Source organism: Erwinia billingiae Eb661 (assembly GCF_000196615.1).
Taxonomy (GTDB): domain Bacteria; phylum Pseudomonadota; class Gammaproteobacteria; order Enterobacterales; family Enterobacteriaceae; genus Erwinia; species Erwinia billingiae.
The window spans coordinates 589,742-608,569 of sequence record NC_014306.1; the positions used below are offsets into that span (position 1 = coordinate 589,742).

Here is an 18,828-nt window from a genome sequence, read left to right on the forward strand (position 1 = left end):
CTACTCCGCCGAAAAGGCATTGGGTAACCAGTCAACCTGGGTGCCGGTTATCGCAATCACATCAAAACGGCAGTCTGCGCTATCCAGGCTGCTGTTGCGTCCCCGAAGCCACATCGCTGCGGCGCGCAGCAGCTTACGCTGCTTGATGCGGGTCACGCTGGCGGCGGCGCCACCAAACGCATCGCTACGACGATACCGCACCTCGACAAACACCCACGTCAGCCGGTCGCGCATAATCAGGTCAATTTCCCCGACGCGATAGCGGACGTTGGCCGCCACAAAGGTTAACCCTGCGTGCTCCAGCAGGCGGCGGGCCTGAAGCTCATAGCCCGCCCCCGTTTGCTGGCGACTCAGTTTGCCGGAACGATTTGCCCCTGGCGATACTGGTTCCATGTCAACTTCCTGTTGATAACACAGTCCTGAGTTGCGCTCAGGTTGCCGGTTTCCCCTTTCACCTGGAAGCCTGGCAGCTGGCGCATTTCGTTAAAGTGGTTTGCCAGTGTCCAGGCATCCACGCCCATGGCATACAAACGAACCAACGAGTAATCGTTGTTGAAGTTTTTAGCGGCCTGCTGCAGCAGGGCCGGGTTTGAACCGGACAGCAGCGGCGCATCGCTGAACTGCAGACCTTCCATCTCCAGACGGTAGTCCGGGCCGGAACCGGCCTGGAAGCTGCGGGAGCTGGCATACATCTGCACCATGCTGCGGCTGCTGACGCGCATAGAGATCATCGGTTTGATCAGCGCCATTTCACCTTCGGTGGCCACAATGTAGACCGCGTCGACGCTGCCGCCATTGCCCGACGTTGCCGCCACTGGCTCGGGCTGCGTCGGTGCCGGAATGGTCAGCCCGGCAATGGTCACACCCTGCGGCTGAGCCGGTTCGGTGGTAATTGGCGTGCCGGTCAGTTGCAGGCCTGCACCGCTGTTGATGCCCTGCTTCAGTTCACCGGTCGAGCCAAACTGCTGTTGCAGTACGGTGCTGCCGCCCAGCTTCTGCCATTCGGTGGCGAACGCCTTGCTGACGCGGTCACCCAGCGAGCTGCGTGGCACCATCAGCAGTGGCGAGCGCTTGCCCTGATCCCACATATGATGAGCGGCATCACGGGCTTCGTCTTCAGGAGAAAGCGCAAAGTAGCAAAGATTCGGATGGTTCTGTACCGACTCCGGCTCGTTCAGCGCAAGGATATTCAGCGGGGTTTGCAGTGAAGAGAGCTTCTCGACGTTGCTTTTGATCAACGGGCCGACCACCAGCGTGGCGCCATCTTTCTGTGCCTGCGCCAGCACCTGGTCAATCGGCTGGGTGCTGGTGTCATACACCTGGACCTGAGTTGCGCTCGACGGTGGCGCGGTTTGCGCGACGTTGCCGGACTGAGCAGCAGGCTGCGCCTGAGCGGCATTGGCGTCTGGCGTCGCACTGGCGTTCTGATTAGCTTCCACTGGCGCTGCGGATGGGCTGACCGCCGCGGCCGGATCGGCTGGATTGGTCGCCGCCGCCGGCTGTGCGCTGCCATCGGCGGCGGGTGTGCTGGCCGCGGCAGGTGCCGGGGCGGCCGCCTGGGTCAGCACGCCGTTTTTCGCGTCGTTAAAGCCTTTCTGAATGGCGTTGGCAAAGATCTGCGCCTGACCGCTTAATGGCAGCAGCAGGGCAATTTTACCGGTGGTCGACTGCTGGAAGTTCTGCACCTGGCTCAACGCCGTTGGCAGCATTTTCGCCGCCGGGTTAACCGGGTAGCGGGTCTGCCAGTCCTTCAGACCGGCTTTCAGCATGTCGGGATCGTTGCTGTTGGCCTTATACACGCTCAGCAAATCCAGCCAGCCTTGCAGCGTATTCTCGTCAGCGTTGATCACCATGTTGCTGACCTGAGCAGGCGACATCTGCACCAGCGTCTGCCAGGTGGCATCAATGTTCTTCTGTTTGTCGGCCGGATTGGTCAACAACGGCTCTTGCGCGATGTATGCACGCAGCACGTCCAGCGAAGGACGACCCTGGTTCGCGGCAATCTGCAGCTGGTAGTAACGGGCCTGCTGCTCTTTCGATAACGCGCTAACATCAACCTGTTTTAACAGGCCCGCCGCGCCATTCACGTCCTGCTGAGTCAGCTTAACCTGCGCCTGTAACAGCAGCGCTTCCTGACGTTGGGTATCGTTTAACGTCTGCGGCAGACTGGAAAGCTGGTCGTTGGCCTGAGGGAACTTCCCTTCGTTGAGCAGCGCTTTGATTGCGAGTAATTGCCAGTCAACCTTGTTATCATCTGAACTTTGCTGCATTTGCTGCAGATAATAGTCAGAGGTGCCTGTAGCTGCGCCTTGCACATTCGCCTCTGGCGTTTGCGGACCCTGGCTTGAACACCCCGCAAAGAACAGGGCGGCCAGTAGAACAGGCATGCAGCGTCCTGCTTTGTTATGAATGACTTTCGAAGGAAGCATACTGTATCCAGTGATGTTTTTTTCTAAGATGCTCAATATTAAATCGGCAATTCGGATCACACAATGAAACAACGCGATGATATTTCTGCCAGCACGCTCTATATCGTTCCAACCCCGATCGGTAATCTGGGCGATATCACCCAGCGTGCGCTGACGGTGCTTGCGGGCGTCGATCTGATCGCAGCGGAAGATACACGTCATACCGGACTGTTGCTACAACATTTCGCCATCAATGCGCGCCTGTTCGCATTGCACGATCATAACGAACAGTACAAAGCCGAAACGTTGATTGCCAGGCTGCAGGAAGGCCAAAGCATCGCCTTAGTTTCTGATGCCGGCACGCCGTTAATCAACGATCCTGGCTACCATCTGGTGCGTCGTTGCCGTGAAGCCGGTATCCGCGTCGTTCCACTGCCTGGCGCCTGCGCCGCGATCACAGCATTAAGCGCAGCGGGGTTACCGTCCGATCGATTCTGTTACGAAGGATTTCTACCGGCCAAAAGCAAAGGACGTTGCGATACGCTTCGCGAGCTGGAACAGGAACCGCGCACGCTAATCTTTTACGAATCCACCCACCGTCTGCTGGAGAGTCTACAGGATATGGTGACGGTTTGGGGACCGGATCGCTATGTTGTGCTGGCCCGCGAGATCACTAAAACCTGGGAAAGCATTCAAGGCGCGCCGGTGGGCGAGCTGCTGGCCTGGGTTCTGGAAGATGAAAACCGCCGTAAAGGCGAGATGGTATTGATTGTCGAAGGTTTCCACGCCGAGGAAGACGCGCTGCCGCCGGAAGCACTGCGCACCCTGGCGCTGTTGCAGAAGGAGCTTCCGCTGAAAAAAGCCGCGCAATTAACCGCCGAAATCCACGCTGTGAAAAAAAATGCGCTGTATAAATACGCTCTGGAGCAGCAAGAGGGGTGACAAATCGCGCGGGATCCCCTATTATCCGCGCCGAAGCTGACCAGGCAGTCGCCGCTTTGTTGCCGTCCTCCTTCGGGGGAGACAGACAGAGGGGAGGAAAGTCCGGGCTCCATAGGGCAGGGTGCCAGGTAACGCCTGGGGGGCGCAAGCCCACGACCAGTGCAACAGAGAGCAAACCGCCGATGGCCCCCCCAATAGATTTCAGGTTGCAGCAAGGCAGCAATCGCTTGAGTCCTCAGGAGCTTAGGTAACTAAGTGACTGGGGTGAAAGCGAGAAGCTAACGCAGCAGCGGCCTGAAAGATGCAGGGGATGTGGGATCAGGTAAGGGTGAAAGGGTGCGGTAAGAGCGCACCGCGCGGCTGGTAACAGTTCGTGGCACGGTAAACTCCACCCGGAGCAAGGCCAAATAGGGGTTCACCAGGTACGGCCCGTACTGAACCCGGGTAGGCTGCTTGAGCCAGTGAGCGATTGCTGGCCTAGATGAATGACTGTCCACGACAGAACCCGGCTTAACGGTCAGCTTCAACTCATTCAAATAAAAACCCCGCTTCGGCGGGGTTTTTTGCTTTGTGGCCGATGAATGACTGTCCACGACGCTTTTTATGAAAAGAAAGCGGCTTAACGGTCAGCTTCAACTCATTCAAATAAAAACCCCGCTTCGGCGGGGTTTTTGCTTTGTGGCCGATGAATGACTGTCCACGACGCTTTTTATGAAAAGAAAGCGGCTTAAGGAGGAAGTCAGTTTTGAGTAAACACTAAACCCCAGGTTTAGTGTTTACTCAACCTCAGGTTGAATGCGCTTAGGCAACCCTATAGAATAAGCGTACTGCAAGAGCATTCGCAGGGGGCGTCAACCAGTAATTGGCCTTCTGTGCCGGGCAGTCAGATGACTGGTCATCTGCCGGGTAGTTACGACGTCAGTCGGTTTCTGAACCCTATGTGCTAAGGAAATGCTGCGGCTACCAACACATTCCTCTAAAGGCGCTTTTAGCGCCTTTTTTATTTAAGTGTGCCAATCAATACCCCGTGTGCTCTCCGGCTTGTGTACGCCGTCACCACAACATAAATCCACCCTGAATCAGTCTCAGGTGCCTCTCTGGGTTCAAGTATCACAATACCTAATGATGACTTCAAAACTGTCGGCCTGTGTTTCCCACCAGGATGATTAAACTCACAATAAATTGCTGAACCGGGCCGGATGATATCCCGTACAAAACGCACCACATCGTCAACCGTGGTATAGCCTAATCAGGTCAGTTCAGTTTGATGCTCAGCCCATATGTGACGAACGCCAAACCCTCTGTTGGGGCCGGTATGCCTGCCAGCACACAGGAAAATCTCACCGGCAGGAATAACATCACCCTGCGTATTAATTTCGGGAATCCTACCATAACATTCAAGCCCGTCAGGATGGGCTATCGCGCTGTTGGGAGACCCGACAACGCCAAATTCATTAAGAGGCATTTGATGATCCCTATCAAAACCAAGGCAAGCATATTATCAGCAGATGATCCCGGAGTGAAATGGCAGGCAGGTTCCTGATTTAACCCCCAGCTTCAACTATCATGGTGGGTACACTGGCAGCAGATTTTAATAAGGACATGGTTATGCTCAACAAAGACACCCAACTCTGTATTTCCCTTTCCGCCCGGCCCAGCAACATCGGTACCTGCTTTCATAACTACCTGTATCAAAAGCTCGATCTGGATTTTATCTACAAAGCGTTCTCCACCCAGGATATTGAACATGCGGTGAAAGGCGTTCAGGCGTTGGGGATCCGTGGCTGTTCAGTCTCCATGCCGTTTAAAGAGAGCTGTATTCCCTTCCTCGACACGCTGTCCGACTCGGTCAAAGCCATTGATTCGGTCAACACCATCGTCAATGACAATGGGCATCTGACGGCGTACAACACCGACTATATTGCGGTGAAAACGCTGATTGAGAAGAACTTCCCGGACAGCAACCAGACGGTGATTATTCAGGGCAGCGGCGGCATGGCGAAAGCGGTGGTGGCAGCGTTCCGCGACAGTGGCTTTAGCCAGGTGACGGTGCTGGCGCGCAATGAAGAGAAAGGCGCCGCGCTGGCCAACAAATATGGCTTCCGCTGGAGCAAAACGCCTACCGGCGAGCAAGCCGATATCCTGGTCAACGTCACGCCGGTTGGCATGAGCGGTGGCGCAGAACAGGATCAGCTGGCATTCAGCAAAGAGGACGTGCAGGCCGCTACTTTTGTCTTTGACGTGGTGGCCTTCCCGGCAGAAACGCCGCTGATCGTGCTGGCCCGGGAATATGGCAAAACCGTGGTGACGGGTGCGGAAGTGATCGCCCTGCAGGCGCTGGAACAATTCGCCCTGTATACCGGCGTGCGTCCCGATGAAGCCTTGATGCTGGAAGCGTCGGCCTTCTCACGTTCCTGAGCCCAGCGCTCAGCACCGCTGCCTGAACCTTTCCGTCAGCAAAGGGTCTTTTCTGGTAAGCTTGAGCGATTATGGCCGCAAAAATTGAAGGATCTGAGGAGAACAGCATGAACAGTGGACCGCTAAACGAAGAAGAGCTGGAGTGGCTGGATGAGGCGCTGATGAATCACGGCAGTGAGAATTCCGTGCTGGATATCTCCGAACTGGACGGCATGTTTACCGCCATCCTGTCAGGCCCGACTAAACTGCCTTCTTCAGTCTGGTTAACCGCGCTGTGGGGCGGCGAACAGCAGATCCCTCTGTGGCCGAGCGATGTGGATGAAAACCGCTTCAACGACCTGATCTTCCAGCATCTCAATGACACGGCTGAACGTCTTGCGACCGCGCCAGACCAGTTTGAACCGCTGTTTGGCTTCAGCACCATCGATGATGAAGATTACGAAGTTGTCGAAGACTGGTGCTTTGGCTATCTGCGCGGCGTGGCGCTGGATGACTGGTCCGGCTTACCGGACAGCCTGCAACCGTCGCTGGATGCGATTGCGGTCCACGGCGATGAAGAGCAGTTTGCGAAGCTTGAAAAGATGACGCCTGATGAATATGTGCTGGCGCAGCAGGCGATCCGCCCGGCGGCGCTCAAGCTGTATGAATACTGGACCGCGAAGCGCGCGCCTGAGTAACGCTTCACGATGATGCCAGAAACAGAAAACCCCGCTTCGGCGGGGTTTTGCGGTTAAGGACTTTCCCTGATGCCGGCTTAAATTAAACAGGCAAATCAATTACCAGCGCGCGCAGCGGCGTCTCGGCCATCAGCGTTACGCTCACTTCTTCACGAATAAATGCGCCATCTCCGCAGACCAACGCTTCTTTTGCCTGCGTTCCGGTCACCGCATTCAGGCCACCGTGAATCGACTGCAAATAGGCGCGCGGCCCATGAAGTTTAATGGTCTGCGTCTCGCCAGGTTCAAGCACCACATGATGCACCCAAACCTGCTGACGCAGTTGCAGGCTGTTTTCCGCGCCATCCGGCGAGGCCAGCAGCGTATAACGGGCGTTTTCTGGCATCTTCACTCGCTGTACCGCGGCGTTCTCACGCTCGGGACAGGCATCCAGCCAGAGCTGCATACGCGTCAGTTCCTGCTCTTTACTGACGTTAAATTCGCTGTAACTGATGCCGGGTTGCGTCGAAAGCAGCAGCGCTTCGCCCTGTTGTGCGAATGCGTGGTTGCCCTCGCTGTCGCGATACTCTGCCTCGCCCTGCAAAATCAGATTCAGTACGTCGACCTTTGGATAGGTTCTCGGTTGGAAGGAAGCCCCTGGTGCCAGCACTTCCTGATTGAGCACGCGTAACGACGCGTAGCCCAGTAATTTGGGGTCAAAATAGTGGCCAAAGGAAAAGGTATAGCGGGCTTGTAACCAGCCATAATCAGCCTTGCCACACTCTTGCGCGGTGCGACTGGTAATCATAAATCCTCCCCGGTCGATGTGTTTTACCCGACCGTTTATTCTGCATCTATAGTAAGTTTCTGGACGCCGGATTGTTAGCCAGTTAATCTGCTCGGTATATTCAAAATTCCTGACAGAGAACCGCAATGGCTAAAGACCGCGCCCTGACGCTGGAAGCGCTGAGAGTGATGGATGCTATCGATCGCCGCGGCAGTTTTGCTGCCGCAGCGGACGAACTGGGTCGGGTGCCTTCCGCGCTCAGCTACACCATGCAGAAGCTGGAAGAGGAGCTGGACGTGGTGCTGTTTGACCGTTCCGGCCACCGCACCAAGTTTACTAACGTCGGCCGGATGCTGTTAGAGCGTGGCCGGGTGCTGTTGGAAGCGGCAGACAAGCTGACAACCGATGCCGAAGCGCTGGCGCGCGGCTGGGAAACGCACCTGACCATTGTCACCGAAGCGCTGATCCCCAGCGAATACCTGTTCCCACTGATCGGCAAGCTGGCCGATAAAGCCAATACCCAGATTTCGCTGGTGACGGAAGTGCTGGCCGGTGCCTGGGAACGTCTGGAGCAGGGCAGAGCGGATATCGTGATTGCGCCGGACCTGCATTTTCGCGCCTCGTCGGAGATCAACACCCGCAAGCTGTACAGCATGATGAGCGTGATTGTCGCCAGCCCGGATCATCCCATTCATGACGAGCCGGAACCGCTGTCTGAAGTGACCCGCGTGAAATACCGTGGCATCGCGGTGGCGGATACCGCGCGCGAGCGTCCGGTGCTCACCGTGCAGCTGCTGGATAAACAACAACGGCTTACGGTCAGCACCATCGAAGACAAACACCGTGCCCTGCTGGCCGGACTGGGCGTGGCGTCGATGCCGTATCCGATGGTGGAAAAGGATATCGCCGAAGGACGCCTGCGGGTGGTCAGCCCGGAATACACCCGCGAAATTGACATTATCATGGCGTGGCGGCGTGACAGCATGGGCGAAGCGAAGGCCTGGTGCCTGCGCGAAATCCCGAAACTGATGGCTAAACGCCAGAGTTAACCGGCGGCATCATTTCACTGCGTTCCGCGCAAAAAAAACGGCCCCTCACTGAGGTGGCCGTTTTTATTTCAGCAGGCGACGACTAGCGGAAGCGCAGGTCACGGCCGTGCGGCTCGTCCCAGTTAAAGGCGGGTCCGATCGAGATTACCCCGGACGGGTTAATCGTTTTGTGGCTGCAATAGTAGTGATGGCGGATATGCGCCAGATCGACGGTTTCGGCCAGGCCCGGCATCTGATAAATCTCCCGCAGGAAACCGTTCAGATTCAGGTAGTCACTGATGCGGTGCTTATCGCATTTAAAATGGGTGACATACACCGGATCGAAACGCACCAGCGTGGTCCACAGACGCAGATCGGCCTCGGTCAGGCGATCGCCAGTCAGATAACGATGTTGCCCCAGCATTTGCTCCAGACGATCCAGCGAGCTGAACAGGGCGGTGACCGCCTCATCGTAGGCCGGTTGCGAGGTGGCAAAGCCCGACTTGTAGACGCCGTTGTTCACCGTGTCGTACACCCAGCTGTTCACTTCATCAATTTTTTCGCGCAGATCGGCAGGATAATAATCCCCGGCCCGCGCGCCAACCGCATCAAAGGCACTGTTTAACATGCGCAGGATATCGGCGGATTCATTGCTGACGATGGTGTTTTGCTGCTTGTCCCACAGCACCGGCACGGTGACGCGGCCGGTGTATTCATTATCGGCATGCAGATAGAGCTGATACAGGTACTCGTTCTGATACAGGCTGTCGCCGGTGGCCGCCGGGAAATCATCGTCGAAGGTCCAGCCGTTTTCCAGCATCAGCGGATGCACCACGGAGACGGAAATCATCGATTCCAGCCCTTTCAACGCGCGCATAATCAGCGTGCGGTGCGCCCAGGGGCAGGCAAGAGAAACGTACAGATGATAACGGTCTGCCTCAGCACGGAAGCCGCCTTGGCCGGTCGGGCCTGCTTCGCCATCGGCGGTGACCCAGTTACGGAAGGCCGATTCAGAGCGTTTAAAACGGCCGCCGGTGGATTTGGTGTCATACCAGTTATCGTGCCAGACACCGTCAATCAGTTGTCCCATATTTCCTCCAGTCCCTAAGTGAGAAAGCAACAAAGCCCTTAGTTCTCGCGTTGCCGGGGCGTTAGCTGCCTTCCTGCAAATCGAAATCTAAGGGCTATCAGCATCGTCGTCGCTTTGATGCTACTGAGTATAGCGGGTGTTTCTTACCACTTTTTATTCAGCAGGCGATCCAGGCTGATTGCGCCAGGGCCAGTGATGAACAACAGCAGGTAGCCACCGGCGATGCTCAGGTTTTTCATAAAGTTGATCGAGTTACCTTCTACCGAGAAATCGATGTGGAACACCATCGCGGTGATCAGGGTGAAAATAACGGTCACGATAGCGGTAAAGCGCGTCAGGAAACCGAACAGGATGGCCAGGCCGCCGCCAAACTCAAGCAGGATGGTCAGTGGCAGCAAAAAGCCAGGGACGCCCATGTGCTCCATATACTGCTGGGTGCCGGCATAACCGGTGATTTTGCCCCAGCCCGCCACGATGAACAGCACAGGCATCAAAATACGCGCAACCAAAAAGCCGATATCTTCTAATTTTTTCATGATTCACCCTAACAAGTTTTATCTGGCAGGAAACATTCCCAACCGCATTAAGTTCAGGCCTGAAGCGTCTTAAGCGCTTAGTACCGTTCGTTGCAGAAGATAATATTCGCGAATCGGAATCATTGTAAGCGAGATAAACTGTCGATGTTTATCAGGAAAATTGAACAGGAAGGGTAGGACCAGAAATAACTGAGGGTGGTGAGACGGCGGGCAAAAGAAAAGCCCCAGTCAGCGAGGGCTGAAGGGGCTAGCGACGAGGGAGATAGTTGCGGACCATCCGCCAGGTGCTCCACACGCCGATGCCGCGTTTGGCCCAGCGTGAGAGGCGACGCGGATTACGCACCGACCAGATTGCCATCAGGCCGCTGCCGACGGCGACATAGCGACGCAGACCAATCAGCGTCAGCCAGCCGTGATCGTAGCGGGCTGTGCTTTCCAGAAAGCGCTTCTTACCGGCACTCAGGTCAAGCCGCTGCTGCTGGATCTGGCCTAGCAGCTCGGCTTTACGTGCATCACGCTCGCGGCTCATCAGTCATCCTCCAACAGCTGGCGGTCAGACTTCAGTTCTTTACGCGTGGCGCTCAGTAAGGTGGAACGACGTGATTTTGCCAGGGTCCACAGACCGAAGATCAACGCCAGGGCAAACAGCACTGCGGTGGTTATGCCGATCGCCATCAGACGATACTGCGCATCCACAGCCCAGATGATTAACACCATCAGGCTCATCAAGCCAAAAGCGGTAAAGAGCATGGTAAGGCCAATCATCAACAGCATCTGTATCAGATTGGCCTTCTCTTCCTCAAGCTCAACCACTGCCAGCCGCACGCGCGTTTCCACAATCCCCACCAGGGTGGTGACAATGCGCTGTCCAATGTTAATGACCCCTTTGCCGGGGCCGTGGCTTTGCTGAGAATCTGCCATTATTAACGACGCGTCAGCAAGACACCCAGTACCACACCAATGGCGGCACCGATACCTACGCTGGTCCATGGATTTTCACGCACATAGACATCAGCGTGGTCAGCCACTTCGCGAGAGGTTTTGGCAATACGATCGCCAGAGTCACCCAGACGGGCGCGCGTGTCTTTCAATGCGCTCTGTGCTTTGCTGCGCAGTTTATCCAGCTCATTCTTTGATTTCTCGCCGGTGTTGCTCAGCACTTCTTCCAGCGTATCGGCCAGGTTTTTCAGTTCAGCGCGCAGATGTTCAGATGTAGTATCTTTTGACATAACAAACTCCATTGATGTTCAGTAATTAGAGCCCGGCTCAGTAAGGGGCGGCCTGGACTTCTTTCAGTTCATGTTTTGCTTCTGCCAGTTTTTCTTCACGCTTAGCGATTTTTTTACTGTCATCGCCATCCGCTTTTTCCTTTTCCAGCTCTTTCTGACGCTCAACCACCTGCTGCTTGTGGGCAGCAATTTTTTCCTGATGCTGAGCCTTCAGCTTTTCGTCGGTACAGCCCGCTTTCGCTTCCGTTAATGCACGCTCCAGACCGGTCACACGACGTTGGTTGTCATGCTTTTTCGCCAGTTCAATTTCATGCTGGATCCCCTGTTCTTTCTGCATGCACAACGAATCTGCCGCATGGGCAAACGTGGTCAGCGAGAACAGAGCGAGTCCAAGGAGAGTGCGGGTTTTCATGCTAATCGTTACCTTCCGTTGTGTTGGGCCGCAGGACGTCCCGTTAATCCTGTAAACAGTCTTCGGGGATACTGGCATAGTAAGCATAGACAGAAATCCCAAAAAGCTCAAAAAGAGAGAAGATTCTTAGGGATAGCGCCGGAAAGCCGGATAAAAATCAACCAACGGACTGTTTGCGCAGGCTCAGGCGATTCATTAACTGCGAAGAACCCGACGGATCCATCTGGCCAATATCAAAGCCATACGGCAGCAACTGATGCAGCACTTTTTCCGCCGCCATGCTCTGTTCTTCGGTGTCGAAACGGATTACCAGCGAGTCGTTATCCGGGGTAATACTTTTGATGCGGATCCCTTCCGCATTCAGGCGCTGATAGACATAAAACCCGTCCGGCAGCGTGGTGCCCTGACGGGAGGCGCGAATTTGCAGTGCGGTATCGTTGCGAAACAGGGTCGGGATAAAAGCCACCAGCATCAATGCCGAGAAGCACACGACCAGCACGCAGAGTACCCGCGTGGAGAGATAGGGTCTGAGTAGGGCGAGCATTATAAGTTTCCTTTCTCATTGTTCACGCCGCGCTTTTTGCGCCACAGCACGAACAACGAGCCAAACAAACCAAAGACCAGCAGCACCAGCGGCAGCATCATCAGGCAGAACATCATCTGATCTTCGTATTTGCGAAAAATAGGGGTTTTGCCGAGCGCAAAGCCGATAACCGTCAGGATTAATACCCAGAGCAGCGCGCTTACCCAGTTAAAGAACTGGAAACGGGCATTGCTCAGGCCGGAAAGGCCTGCAATGGTCGGCAACAGCGTACGGACAAAGGCGATAAAACGGCCGACCAGCAGCGCGGAAAGGCCGTGCTTATGAAATAACTGGTGGGCGCGGACGTGGTACTGGGCGGGCAGGTGCGAAAGCCATTTTTGCACGGTGGGCGTATTGCCCAGCCACTTGCCCTGAATATAACTGCACCAGCAGCCCAGACTGGCCGCAGTGGTAAGAATAAACAGCGTCATCGGGAAGCTCAGCGTGCCTTTGGCAATCAATACGCCAACCAATACCAGCAGGCTGTCACCCGGTAAGAAAGCGGCAGGAAGCAGGCCGTTTTCCAGGAAAAGGATCATAAACAGGACAAAATAGATTGCCCAGACCAACGTAGGGTCTGAAAGGGTTTCGAAATCTTGTTGCCAGAGGGCGTGGATTAGGGCTTTAAAAATATCCATAGGGTATTCCCTTAAGACCGTCTCAAACGGTAAGAAAAGGCGCGTAACTGTAACAAAATACCGGCGAATGAGACAGGAGAAACGTGTCGCCAACGTTGTTTTACAGGGGCAAGCGAGAAGGGAAAAGAAGCTTTACACAGGCTGACATTATAGCACTGTTTCTGCGGCTTGCTGGGCCACTGTTACGCCAAGAAAAATCCGACTTATCGGCGATTGGGACAGGAAAATGGCTGACCGCCTGATTTTAACCACTTTCACAATTTTACATTGAAAAGGTGATGGCTACATTTCCACCGTTTCGGGTTTTTATACAGGATTAAAACCTGATTTTGTGACCCGGCTGGCAATTAGTCGCTGACAGCAGGGACAACCCTTGCCATACCTCTTAAAGATGAGGGCATTCGTCAGCGCAGGTGATGCGGCTGACTTCGCTTGTTACCCCGATTAAGGATCTGGCAATGTCGACGCTCAATCGCAGGGAGTTTGCTGGCCGGACTCACCCGACAAAAATCATTCAGTTTGGCGAAGGCAACTTCCTGCGTGCTTTCATTGACTGGCAAATCGATCTGTTAAACGAACATACCGACCTGAACGCCGGTGTGGTGGTGGTGCGTCCGCGTAACAGCCAGACCACCCGCAGCCTCAACAGCCAGGACGGGCTCTACACCACGCTGATCCGCGGCGTTAACGATCGCGGCGAAGTGGTCAGCGAACCGCGGCTGATCCGTTCGGTGAATGAGGAAATTCATCCGTGGCGGCAGCACGAGGCGTTTCTGGCGCTGGCGCGGGAAGCGGAGATTCGCTACGTCTTCTCCAACACCACTGAAGCGGGCATCCAGTATGACCCGGCCGATCGGCTGGACGATAAGCCTGCCAGCAGCTTCCCGGCAAAGCTAACCCAACAGCTGTACGCGCGCTGGCAGCACTTCTCCGGCGCGAAAGGGAGCGGCTGGGTGATGTTGCCGTGCGAGCTGATTGATGACAACGGTGAGGCGCTGAAGGCGCTGGTGCGGCGTTACGCGCAGGCGTGGCAGCTGCCCGCAGCGTTTATGCAGTGGCTGGAGCAGGAAAATACCTTCTGCTCGACGCTGGTCGACCGCATCGTCACCGGCTATCCGCAGGAAGCCCGTGCGATTGAAGCCGAACTGGGCTATCAGGATGCCTATCTGGTGGCCGGTGAGGTCTATTACCTGCTGGCGATCCAGGGGCCGGCGTGGCTGGAGCAGGCGCTCTGTCTGGATCGCTATCCGCTGAATATCCGCCTGGTTGACGACATTAAACCGTTTAAGGAGCAGAAGGTTGCGATCCTTAACGGCGCGCATACCGCCATGGTGCCGGTGGCGTACCTCGCCGGGCTGGATACGGTGGATGACGCGATGGCCGATGCCGATATCGCCGGGTTTATCGACCGCACCCTGCGGCAGGAAATCATTCCCACGCTGTCGCAGGATCCGGCTGAATTACATGCCTTTGCCGATGCGGTGCTCAACCGCTTCCGCAATCCGTTTATCCGCCATCAGCTGCAGGCGATTGCCCTCAACGGCATGACCAAATTCCGCACCCGTCTGCTGCCACAAATTCTGGCCAGCTGCCAGCAAACCGGTGAGGTTCCGCCGCGTCTGAGCTTTGCCTTCGCGGCGCTGCTGGCCTTTTATCGCGGTAAACGCGGCGACGAAGTTTATCCCCTGCAGGACGACGCGGCCTGGCTGGCGCGCTTTGCCGAACTCTGGCCGCAGGTCGACAGCGGCAAGCTGGCGCCGCAGCAGCTGGTTGACGCCGTTTTCCGCGACTCTGCTCACTGGGGCTGCGATCTGAATACGGTACCGGGCTTAACCGCTGCCGTCACCGAACACCTGCAACGTATTGTCGGCTGCGATATGCGCCAGGCACTGACGCATTTGAACTGAGGAACACCACCATGCAGCGTTATATCAAAATCCATCCAAACGACAATGTGGCGGTTGCCCTCGCGGAACTCGCCGAAGGGGAAACCGTCAGCGTCGGCGAGCAGAACGTGGTGCTGAAGCAGGCCGTCGAGCGCGGCCACAAATTTGCGCTGCTGCCGCTGGCGGTGGGCGAACTGGTGATCAAATACGGTTTGCCGATTGGGCACGCCACGGTGCCGGTATCGGCAGGTGAAATCCTGCATTCCCACAACACCCGCACCAATCTCAGCGATGTGGACGAGTATAGCTATCAGCCCGATTTCGCCACGCTACCGGCACAGGCCGCTGACCGTGAGGTGCAGCTGTTCCGCCGCCGCAATGGCGATGTGGGCATCCGTAACGAGCTATGGATTTTGCCCACGGTCGGCTGCGTTAACGGCATCGCCAAACAGATGGTTAACCGTTTTCTGAAGGAGAGCGACGACGCGGCGGGCATCGACGGCGTGCATCTGTTTACCCATCCTTTCGGCTGCTCCCAGCTGGGCCAGGATCACGAGAACACCCGCACCATGTTGCAGAATATGGTGCGTCATCCCAACGCAGGCGCGGTGCTGGTGATTGGCCTGGGCTGTGAAAACAATCAGGTGGATGTCTTCCGCGAGACGCTGGGCGAATACGATGCCGATCGCGTCAGCTTTATGGCGTTGCAGCAGCATGATGATGAAGTGGAAGCCGGGCTGGAACACCTGCGCCATCTGTATGCCGTCATGCGCGATGACCAGCGCCAACCGGGCAAGCTGAGTGAGCTGAAGTTCGGCCTGGAATGCGGCGGCTCGGACGGGCTGTCCGGCATCACCGCCAATCCGCTGCTGGGCCGGTTCTCCGACCAGATGATTGCCAACGGCGGCACCACGGTGCTGACGGAAGTGCCGGAAATGTTCGGTGCCGAGCGCATTCTGATGAGCCGCTGCCGCGATGAGCAGACCTTTGAAAAAACCGTCAGCATGATCAACGACTTCAAACGCTACTTTATCGATCACCAGCAGCCTATCTACGAGAACCCGTCGCCGGGCAACAAAGCGGGCGGCATCACCACGCTGGAAGAGAAGTCGCTGGGCTGTACGCAGAAAGCCGGGCAAAGCCAGGTGGTTGACGTGCTGAAATACGGCGAGCGCCTGCATCAGCCGGGTCTGAACCTGCTTAGCGCACCGGGGAATGACGCGGTCGCCACCAGCGCGCTGGCTGGCGCAGGCTGCCATATGGTGCTGTTCAGTACCGGACGCGGCACCCCTTACGGCGGCTTTGTGCCGACGGTAAAACTGGCCACCAACAGCGAGCTGGCGGCGAAAAAGCCGCACTGGATTGATTTCGATGCGGGTGCGTTGATCAAGGGAACCGACATGTCGGTGTTGCTGGAGAACTTTGTCGATACGCTGGTGGACATCGCCAACGGCCGTCAGACCAAAAATGAGCTGAATGACTTCCGCGAGCTGGCGATTTTCAAAAGTGGGGTGACGCTGTAGGGAAGGGAATACGGACCGGCTCGCCAGGCAGCGAGCCGGTTAACGCCATCAGGCGCGTTGCTGTTCTTCCTGACGCTGGTCGGCCATACAGGCCGCCGCGGTAAACAGGATATCCGCTGAGGAGTTCAGCGCGGTTTCCGCCGAATCCTGCAGTACGCCGATAATAAAGCCGACCGCCACTACCTGCATCGCCACTTCATTTGGAATACCAAACATATTACAGGCCACCGGGATCAGCAGCAGCGAACCGCCCGCCACGCCGGATGCACCACAGGCACAGATCGACGCCACCAGGCTCAGCAAGATCGCCGTACTGACATCAACCTGAATGCCCAGCGTATTCACCGCCGCCAGCGTCAGCACGGTGATGGTGATCGAAGCCCCCGCCATACTGATATTCGCCCCCACCGGGATCGACACCGAGTAAGTGTCCTCATCCAGCCCCAGCTTTTTCGCCAGCGCCATATTCACCGGAATATTGGCGGCGGAACTGCGGGTGAAGAAGGCGGTCACGCCGCTTTCACGCAGGCAGGTAAATACCAGCGGATAGGGGTTGCGGCGGATTTTCCAGTACACCAGCAGCGGATTGAACACCAGCGCCATCAGCAGCATACAGCCCAACAACAGGCCCAGCAGATGCGCGTAATCCCACAGCGCGGAGAAGCCGGTGGTCGCCAGAATCGAGGCCACCAGTCCGAAAATGCCCAGCGGCGCAAAGCGGATCACCAGCCGTACCAGCGAGGTCACGGCGTTCGAGGCATCGTTGAGGAAGGTGCGGGTGGTGTCGCTGCTGTGACGGAAGGCGAAGCCGAGGCCAATTGCCCACACCAGAATGCCGATATAGTTGGCGTGCATCAGCGCATCAAACGGGTTAGCCACCATGCTCATCAACAGGCCGTTCAGCACTTCCAGAATGCCGGACGGCGGGACGATCTGCTGGTTAGCGTCGCTCAGCGTCAGGGTTTGCGGCAGTAGATGGCTGAAGACGACGGCCACCACGGCGGCACAGAACGTGCTGAGCAGATAGAGAATGACGATCGGGCGGATACTGGTTTTGCTGCCGTGCTGATGGTTTGCAATCGAGGAGATCACCAGCACCATCACCAGCAGGGGAGCAACCGCTTTCAGCGCGCTGACAAACAGCGTACCCAGCAGGCTGACAGAATGGGCGCCTTCTTTTGAGAACCACGCCAGGGCAATGCCGGCGATCAGACCGATCATAATTTGAGTGACCAGGCTGCCCTGCATCAGACGCTGCATCAGCCCAGGACTTTTTTCCATACGCATAGTAAAAAACCAGTGTTGTTTTCGATAAATAACAATGCGGCGCTTCAGCATCGTGTGTGCTGAATGGGACGGCATTGGTGTGTTTGCGCGGGTGAGTATAAGGAAATGTGATGGCAGGGGAAGGGAAAAGTCGTGAAAAGTTCGGCTGACGAAAAGAAGCGTGCGGCTAAACAGAATCTCCAGCGGGAAATTGACACCGGGCCGCGGTGAAGCAGCCCGGTGTCAGGCAGCGCGTTACTGACTCAGCTTCTTCTGGTCGTTACGGTGATTAACCCAGGCATTAACCAGCAGGGTGATGGCCAGAATGCCGCCGACGGTACCCAGCGAGATCGACACCGGAATGTGGTAGAAATCGACGATCAGCATCTTCACACCGATAAACACCAGCACCACCGCCAGACCATATTTCAGCATATGGAAGCGTTCCGCGACGTTCGCCAGCAGGAAGTACATCGCACGCAGGCCGAGGATTGCGAACAGGTTAGAGGTCAGAACGATAAACGGGTCGGTGGTGACCGCGAAAATAGCCGGAATGCTGTCGACGGCAAAAATCACGTCGCTCAGCTCGACCATAATCAGCACCAGCAGCAGCGGCGTAGCGAACAGCACGCCGTTACGACGCACGAAGAACTTCTCGCCTTCCATGGTTTCGGTCATGCGCATTTTGCTGCGCAGCCAGCGGACGACCGGCTTGTCGCCGACGTTGCCTTCATCGTCACCGCCTTCCATCGCCATTTTGATGCCGGTAAAGATCAGGAACGCGCCGAAGAGATACAGGATCCAGCTGAATTCAGAGACCAGCCAGCTGCCGGCAAAGATCATCCCGGTACGCAGCACGATAGCGCCGAGGATGCCGTAGATGAGTACCCGACGTTGAATGGCGGCCGGCACCGCAAAGTAGCTGAACAGCATCAGCCAGACGAAGACGTTATCCACCGCCAGCGCTTTTTCCAGCACGTAGCCCGTCAGGAAAGCCAGGGTTTGCGTATTCGCGATCTCACGGCCGACATTACCGTCGAGGTACCACCAGAAACCGGCAGCGAACAGCAGAGAGAGGGAGATCCACAGCAGCGACCAGAGTGCCGCCTGTTTCATTGACATGGTTTGGGAGCCGCGACGACCCTGCAAAAACAGGTCGATAGCCAGCATAATAACCACGATTACCGCGAAGCTGCCCCACAGCAGAGGCGTGCCAACAGAGTGCATAGACGTATCCTGTAAAATGAAAAATGGCCGACAGAAACAGGGCTGTTTATTTCATCATAGATGACAAACAGGCCGATTCCTTTAACGCCAGGTCTCACTCACAGCAGAACCCGTGGTTCTGTTGCCCAACGACCGGGTATCTTGGATACCGTGCTGACGATCGGTTGGCGTAAAAGTTACTCCCCTATGCTGCGGCAGA

Annotated in this window: 19 protein-coding genes and 1 other RNA gene; 7 read left to right on the forward strand and 13 right to left on the reverse strand. The window is 56.3% G+C overall.

Going from position 1 to position 18,828, the window contains the following annotated elements; all coding sequences use genetic code 11:
- Entirely contained in the window at positions 1-393 is a 393-nt protein-coding gene (locus EBC_RS04050; RefSeq protein WP_041691879.1) for a YraN family protein, read from the reverse strand.
- On the reverse strand, positions 351-2,429 hold the full coding sequence (locus EBC_RS04055; protein ID WP_041691880.1) for a penicillin-binding protein activator: 2,079 nt from the start codon (positions 2,427-2,429) through the stop codon (positions 351-353). The genes EBC_RS04050 and EBC_RS04055 overlap by 43 nt, the downstream gene beginning before the upstream one ends.
- 63 nt (positions 2,430-2,492) lie before the next feature.
- Between EBC_RS04055 and rsmI the strand changes: the two genes are divergently transcribed.
- The 4 genes from rsmI (at position 2,493) to EBC_RS04075 (ending at position 6,445) form a co-directional block, all read left to right on the forward strand.
- The gene (gene rsmI / locus EBC_RS04060) at positions 2,493-3,350 is read left to right on the forward strand and encodes a 16S rRNA (cytidine(1402)-2'-O)-methyltransferase (RefSeq protein WP_013200535.1); all 858 of its coding nucleotides are present in this window, start codon (positions 2,493-2,495) and stop codon (positions 3,348-3,350) included.
- 32 nt (positions 3,351-3,382) lie between these two features.
- An RNA gene (gene rnpB / locus EBC_RS24770) (RNase P RNA component class A) lies at positions 3,383-3,879 on the forward strand.
- A gap of 1,079 nt (positions 3,880-4,958) precedes the next feature.
- Positions 4,959-5,768, forward strand: a complete 810-nt coding sequence (locus tag EBC_RS04070) for a shikimate 5-dehydrogenase (RefSeq protein ID WP_013200536.1) — start codon at positions 4,959-4,961, stop codon at positions 5,766-5,768.
- Positions 5,769-5,875: 107 nt separating this feature from the next.
- Entirely contained in the window at positions 5,876-6,445 is a 570-nt protein-coding gene (locus tag EBC_RS04075) for a UPF0149 family protein (RefSeq protein ID WP_106381826.1), read from the forward strand.
- 82 nt (positions 6,446-6,527) lie between these two features.
- On the opposite strand, the gene EBC_RS04080 is transcribed toward EBC_RS04075, so the two are convergent.
- Positions 6,528-7,232, reverse strand: coding sequence for a pirin family protein (locus EBC_RS04080; RefSeq protein WP_013200538.1), 705 nt, complete (start codon positions 7,230-7,232; stop codon positions 6,528-6,530).
- A 125-nt stretch (positions 7,233-7,357) separates the two neighbouring features.
- Between EBC_RS04080 and EBC_RS04085 the strand changes: the two genes are divergently transcribed.
- On the forward strand, positions 7,358-8,260 hold the full coding sequence (locus EBC_RS04085) for a LysR family transcriptional regulator (RefSeq protein WP_013200539.1): 903 nt from the start codon (positions 7,358-7,360) through the stop codon (positions 8,258-8,260).
- Between the two features lie 82 nt (positions 8,261-8,342).
- On the opposite strand, the gene EBC_RS04090 is transcribed toward EBC_RS04085, so the two are convergent.
- The 8 genes from EBC_RS04090 to EBC_RS04125 all read right to left on the reverse strand — a co-directional run bounded on the left by EBC_RS04090 (position 8,343) and on the right by EBC_RS04125 (position 12,727).
- Positions 8,343-9,329, reverse strand: a complete 987-nt coding sequence (locus EBC_RS04090; RefSeq protein ID WP_013200540.1) for a glutathione S-transferase family protein — start codon at positions 9,327-9,329, stop codon at positions 8,343-8,345.
- Between the two features lie 143 nt (positions 9,330-9,472).
- Positions 9,473-9,865 carry a DoxX family protein gene (locus EBC_RS04095; protein WP_013200541.1) on the reverse strand — a complete coding sequence of 131 codons (393 nt, stop codon included), beginning with the start codon at positions 9,863-9,865 and terminating at the stop codon, positions 9,473-9,475.
- A 247-nt stretch (positions 9,866-10,112) separates the two neighbouring features.
- Entirely contained in the window at positions 10,113-10,394 is a 282-nt protein-coding gene (locus EBC_RS04100) for a YqjK-like family protein (protein WP_013200542.1), read from the reverse strand.
- A complete protein-coding gene (locus EBC_RS04105; protein WP_013200543.1) occupies positions 10,394-10,786 on the reverse strand; it encodes a phage holin family protein in 393 nt (130 codons plus the stop codon). Before EBC_RS04105 ends, EBC_RS04100 begins: the two co-directional genes overlap by 1 nt.
- A gap of 2 nt (positions 10,787-10,788) precedes the next feature.
- Positions 10,789-11,094, reverse strand: a complete 306-nt coding sequence (locus tag EBC_RS04110) for a DUF883 family protein (protein ID WP_013200544.1) — start codon at positions 11,092-11,094, stop codon at positions 10,789-10,791.
- A gap of 37 nt (positions 11,095-11,131) precedes the next feature.
- A complete protein-coding gene (locus EBC_RS04115) occupies positions 11,132-11,506 on the reverse strand; it encodes a DUF1090 domain-containing protein (protein WP_013200545.1) in 375 nt (124 codons plus the stop codon).
- A gap of 157 nt (positions 11,507-11,663) precedes the next feature.
- Positions 11,664-12,050 (reverse strand): EnvZ/OmpR regulon moderator MzrA, encoded by a 387-nt coding sequence (gene mzrA, locus EBC_RS04120; RefSeq protein WP_013200546.1) that lies wholly within the window; start codon positions 12,048-12,050, stop codon positions 11,664-11,666.
- Positions 12,050-12,727 (reverse strand): DedA family protein, encoded by a 678-nt coding sequence (locus EBC_RS04125; protein ID WP_013200547.1) that lies wholly within the window; start codon positions 12,725-12,727, stop codon positions 12,050-12,052. The genes mzrA and EBC_RS04125 overlap by 1 nt, the downstream gene beginning before the upstream one ends.
- Positions 12,728-13,185: 458 nt before the next feature.
- On the opposite strand from EBC_RS04125, the gene EBC_RS04130 reads away from it, so the two are divergent.
- Together EBC_RS04130 and EBC_RS04135 are read left to right on the forward strand one after the other, a co-directional pair.
- Complete coding sequence (locus EBC_RS04130; RefSeq protein WP_013200548.1) at positions 13,186-14,634, forward strand: tagaturonate reductase; 1,449 nt, start codon at positions 13,186-13,188, stop codon at positions 14,632-14,634.
- An 11-nt stretch (positions 14,635-14,645) separates the two neighbouring features.
- Positions 14,646-16,136, forward strand: a complete 1,491-nt coding sequence (locus EBC_RS04135) for a UxaA family hydrolase (RefSeq protein ID WP_013200549.1) — start codon at positions 14,646-14,648, stop codon at positions 16,134-16,136.
- Positions 16,137-16,184: 48 nt separating this feature from the next.
- Here the strand turns inward: EBC_RS04135 and sstT are convergent, their stop codons facing one another.
- Positions 16,185-17,417, reverse strand: coding sequence for a serine/threonine transporter SstT (gene sstT / locus EBC_RS04140; protein WP_041692199.1), 1,233 nt, complete (start codon positions 17,415-17,417; stop codon positions 16,185-16,187).
- Positions 17,418-17,657: 240 nt separating this feature from the next.
- Complete coding sequence (locus EBC_RS04145; protein WP_013200551.1) at positions 17,658-18,629, reverse strand: TerC family protein; 972 nt, start codon at positions 18,627-18,629, stop codon at positions 17,658-17,660.
- Positions 18,630-18,828 lie beyond the last annotated feature (199 nt).

Coding starts and splice junctions, on each gene's coding strand:
- EBC_RS04050 (WP_041691879.1), bottom strand. CDS start 393: ATGGAACCAGTATCGCCAGGGGCAAATCGTTCCGGCAAACTGAGTCGC.
- EBC_RS04055 (WP_041691880.1), bottom strand. CDS start 2,429: ATGCTTCCTTCGAAAGTCATTCATAACAAAGCAGGACGCTGCATGCCT.
- rsmI (WP_013200535.1), top strand. CDS start 2,493: ATGAAACAACGCGATGATATTTCTGCCAGCACGCTCTATATCGTTCCA.
- EBC_RS04070 (WP_013200536.1), top strand. CDS start 4,959: ATGCTCAACAAAGACACCCAACTCTGTATTTCCCTTTCCGCCCGGCCC.
- EBC_RS04075 (WP_106381826.1), top strand. CDS start 5,876: ATGAACAGTGGACCGCTAAACGAAGAAGAGCTGGAGTGGCTGGATGAG.
- EBC_RS04080 (WP_013200538.1), bottom strand. CDS start 7,232: ATGATTACCAGTCGCACCGCGCAAGAGTGTGGCAAGGCTGATTATGGC.
- EBC_RS04085 (WP_013200539.1), top strand. CDS start 7,358: ATGGCTAAAGACCGCGCCCTGACGCTGGAAGCGCTGAGAGTGATGGAT.
- EBC_RS04090 (WP_013200540.1), bottom strand. CDS start 9,329: ATGGGACAACTGATTGACGGTGTCTGGCACGATAACTGGTATGACACC.
- EBC_RS04095 (WP_013200541.1), bottom strand. CDS start 9,865: ATGAAAAAATTAGAAGATATCGGCTTTTTGGTTGCGCGTATTTTGATG.
- EBC_RS04100 (WP_013200542.1), bottom strand. CDS start 10,394: ATGAGCCGCGAGCGTGATGCACGTAAAGCCGAGCTGCTAGGCCAGATC.
- EBC_RS04105 (WP_013200543.1), bottom strand. CDS start 10,786: ATGGCAGATTCTCAGCAAAGCCACGGCCCCGGCAAAGGGGTCATTAAC.
- EBC_RS04110 (WP_013200544.1), bottom strand. CDS start 11,094: ATGTCAAAAGATACTACATCTGAACATCTGCGCGCTGAACTGAAAAAC.
- EBC_RS04115 (WP_013200545.1), bottom strand. CDS start 11,506: ATGAAAACCCGCACTCTCCTTGGACTCGCTCTGTTCTCGCTGACCACG.
- mzrA (WP_013200546.1), bottom strand. CDS start 12,050: ATGCTCGCCCTACTCAGACCCTATCTCTCCACGCGGGTACTCTGCGTG.
- EBC_RS04125 (WP_013200547.1), bottom strand. CDS start 12,727: ATGGATATTTTTAAAGCCCTAATCCACGCCCTCTGGCAACAAGATTTC.
- EBC_RS04130 (WP_013200548.1), top strand. CDS start 13,186: ATGTCGACGCTCAATCGCAGGGAGTTTGCTGGCCGGACTCACCCGACA.
- EBC_RS04135 (WP_013200549.1), top strand. CDS start 14,646: ATGCAGCGTTATATCAAAATCCATCCAAACGACAATGTGGCGGTTGCC.
- sstT (WP_041692199.1), bottom strand. CDS start 17,417: ATGGAAAAAAGTCCTGGGCTGATGCAGCGTCTGATGCAGGGCAGCCTG.
- EBC_RS04145 (WP_013200551.1), bottom strand. CDS start 18,629: ATGCACTCTGTTGGCACGCCTCTGCTGTGGGGCAGCTTCGCGGTAATC.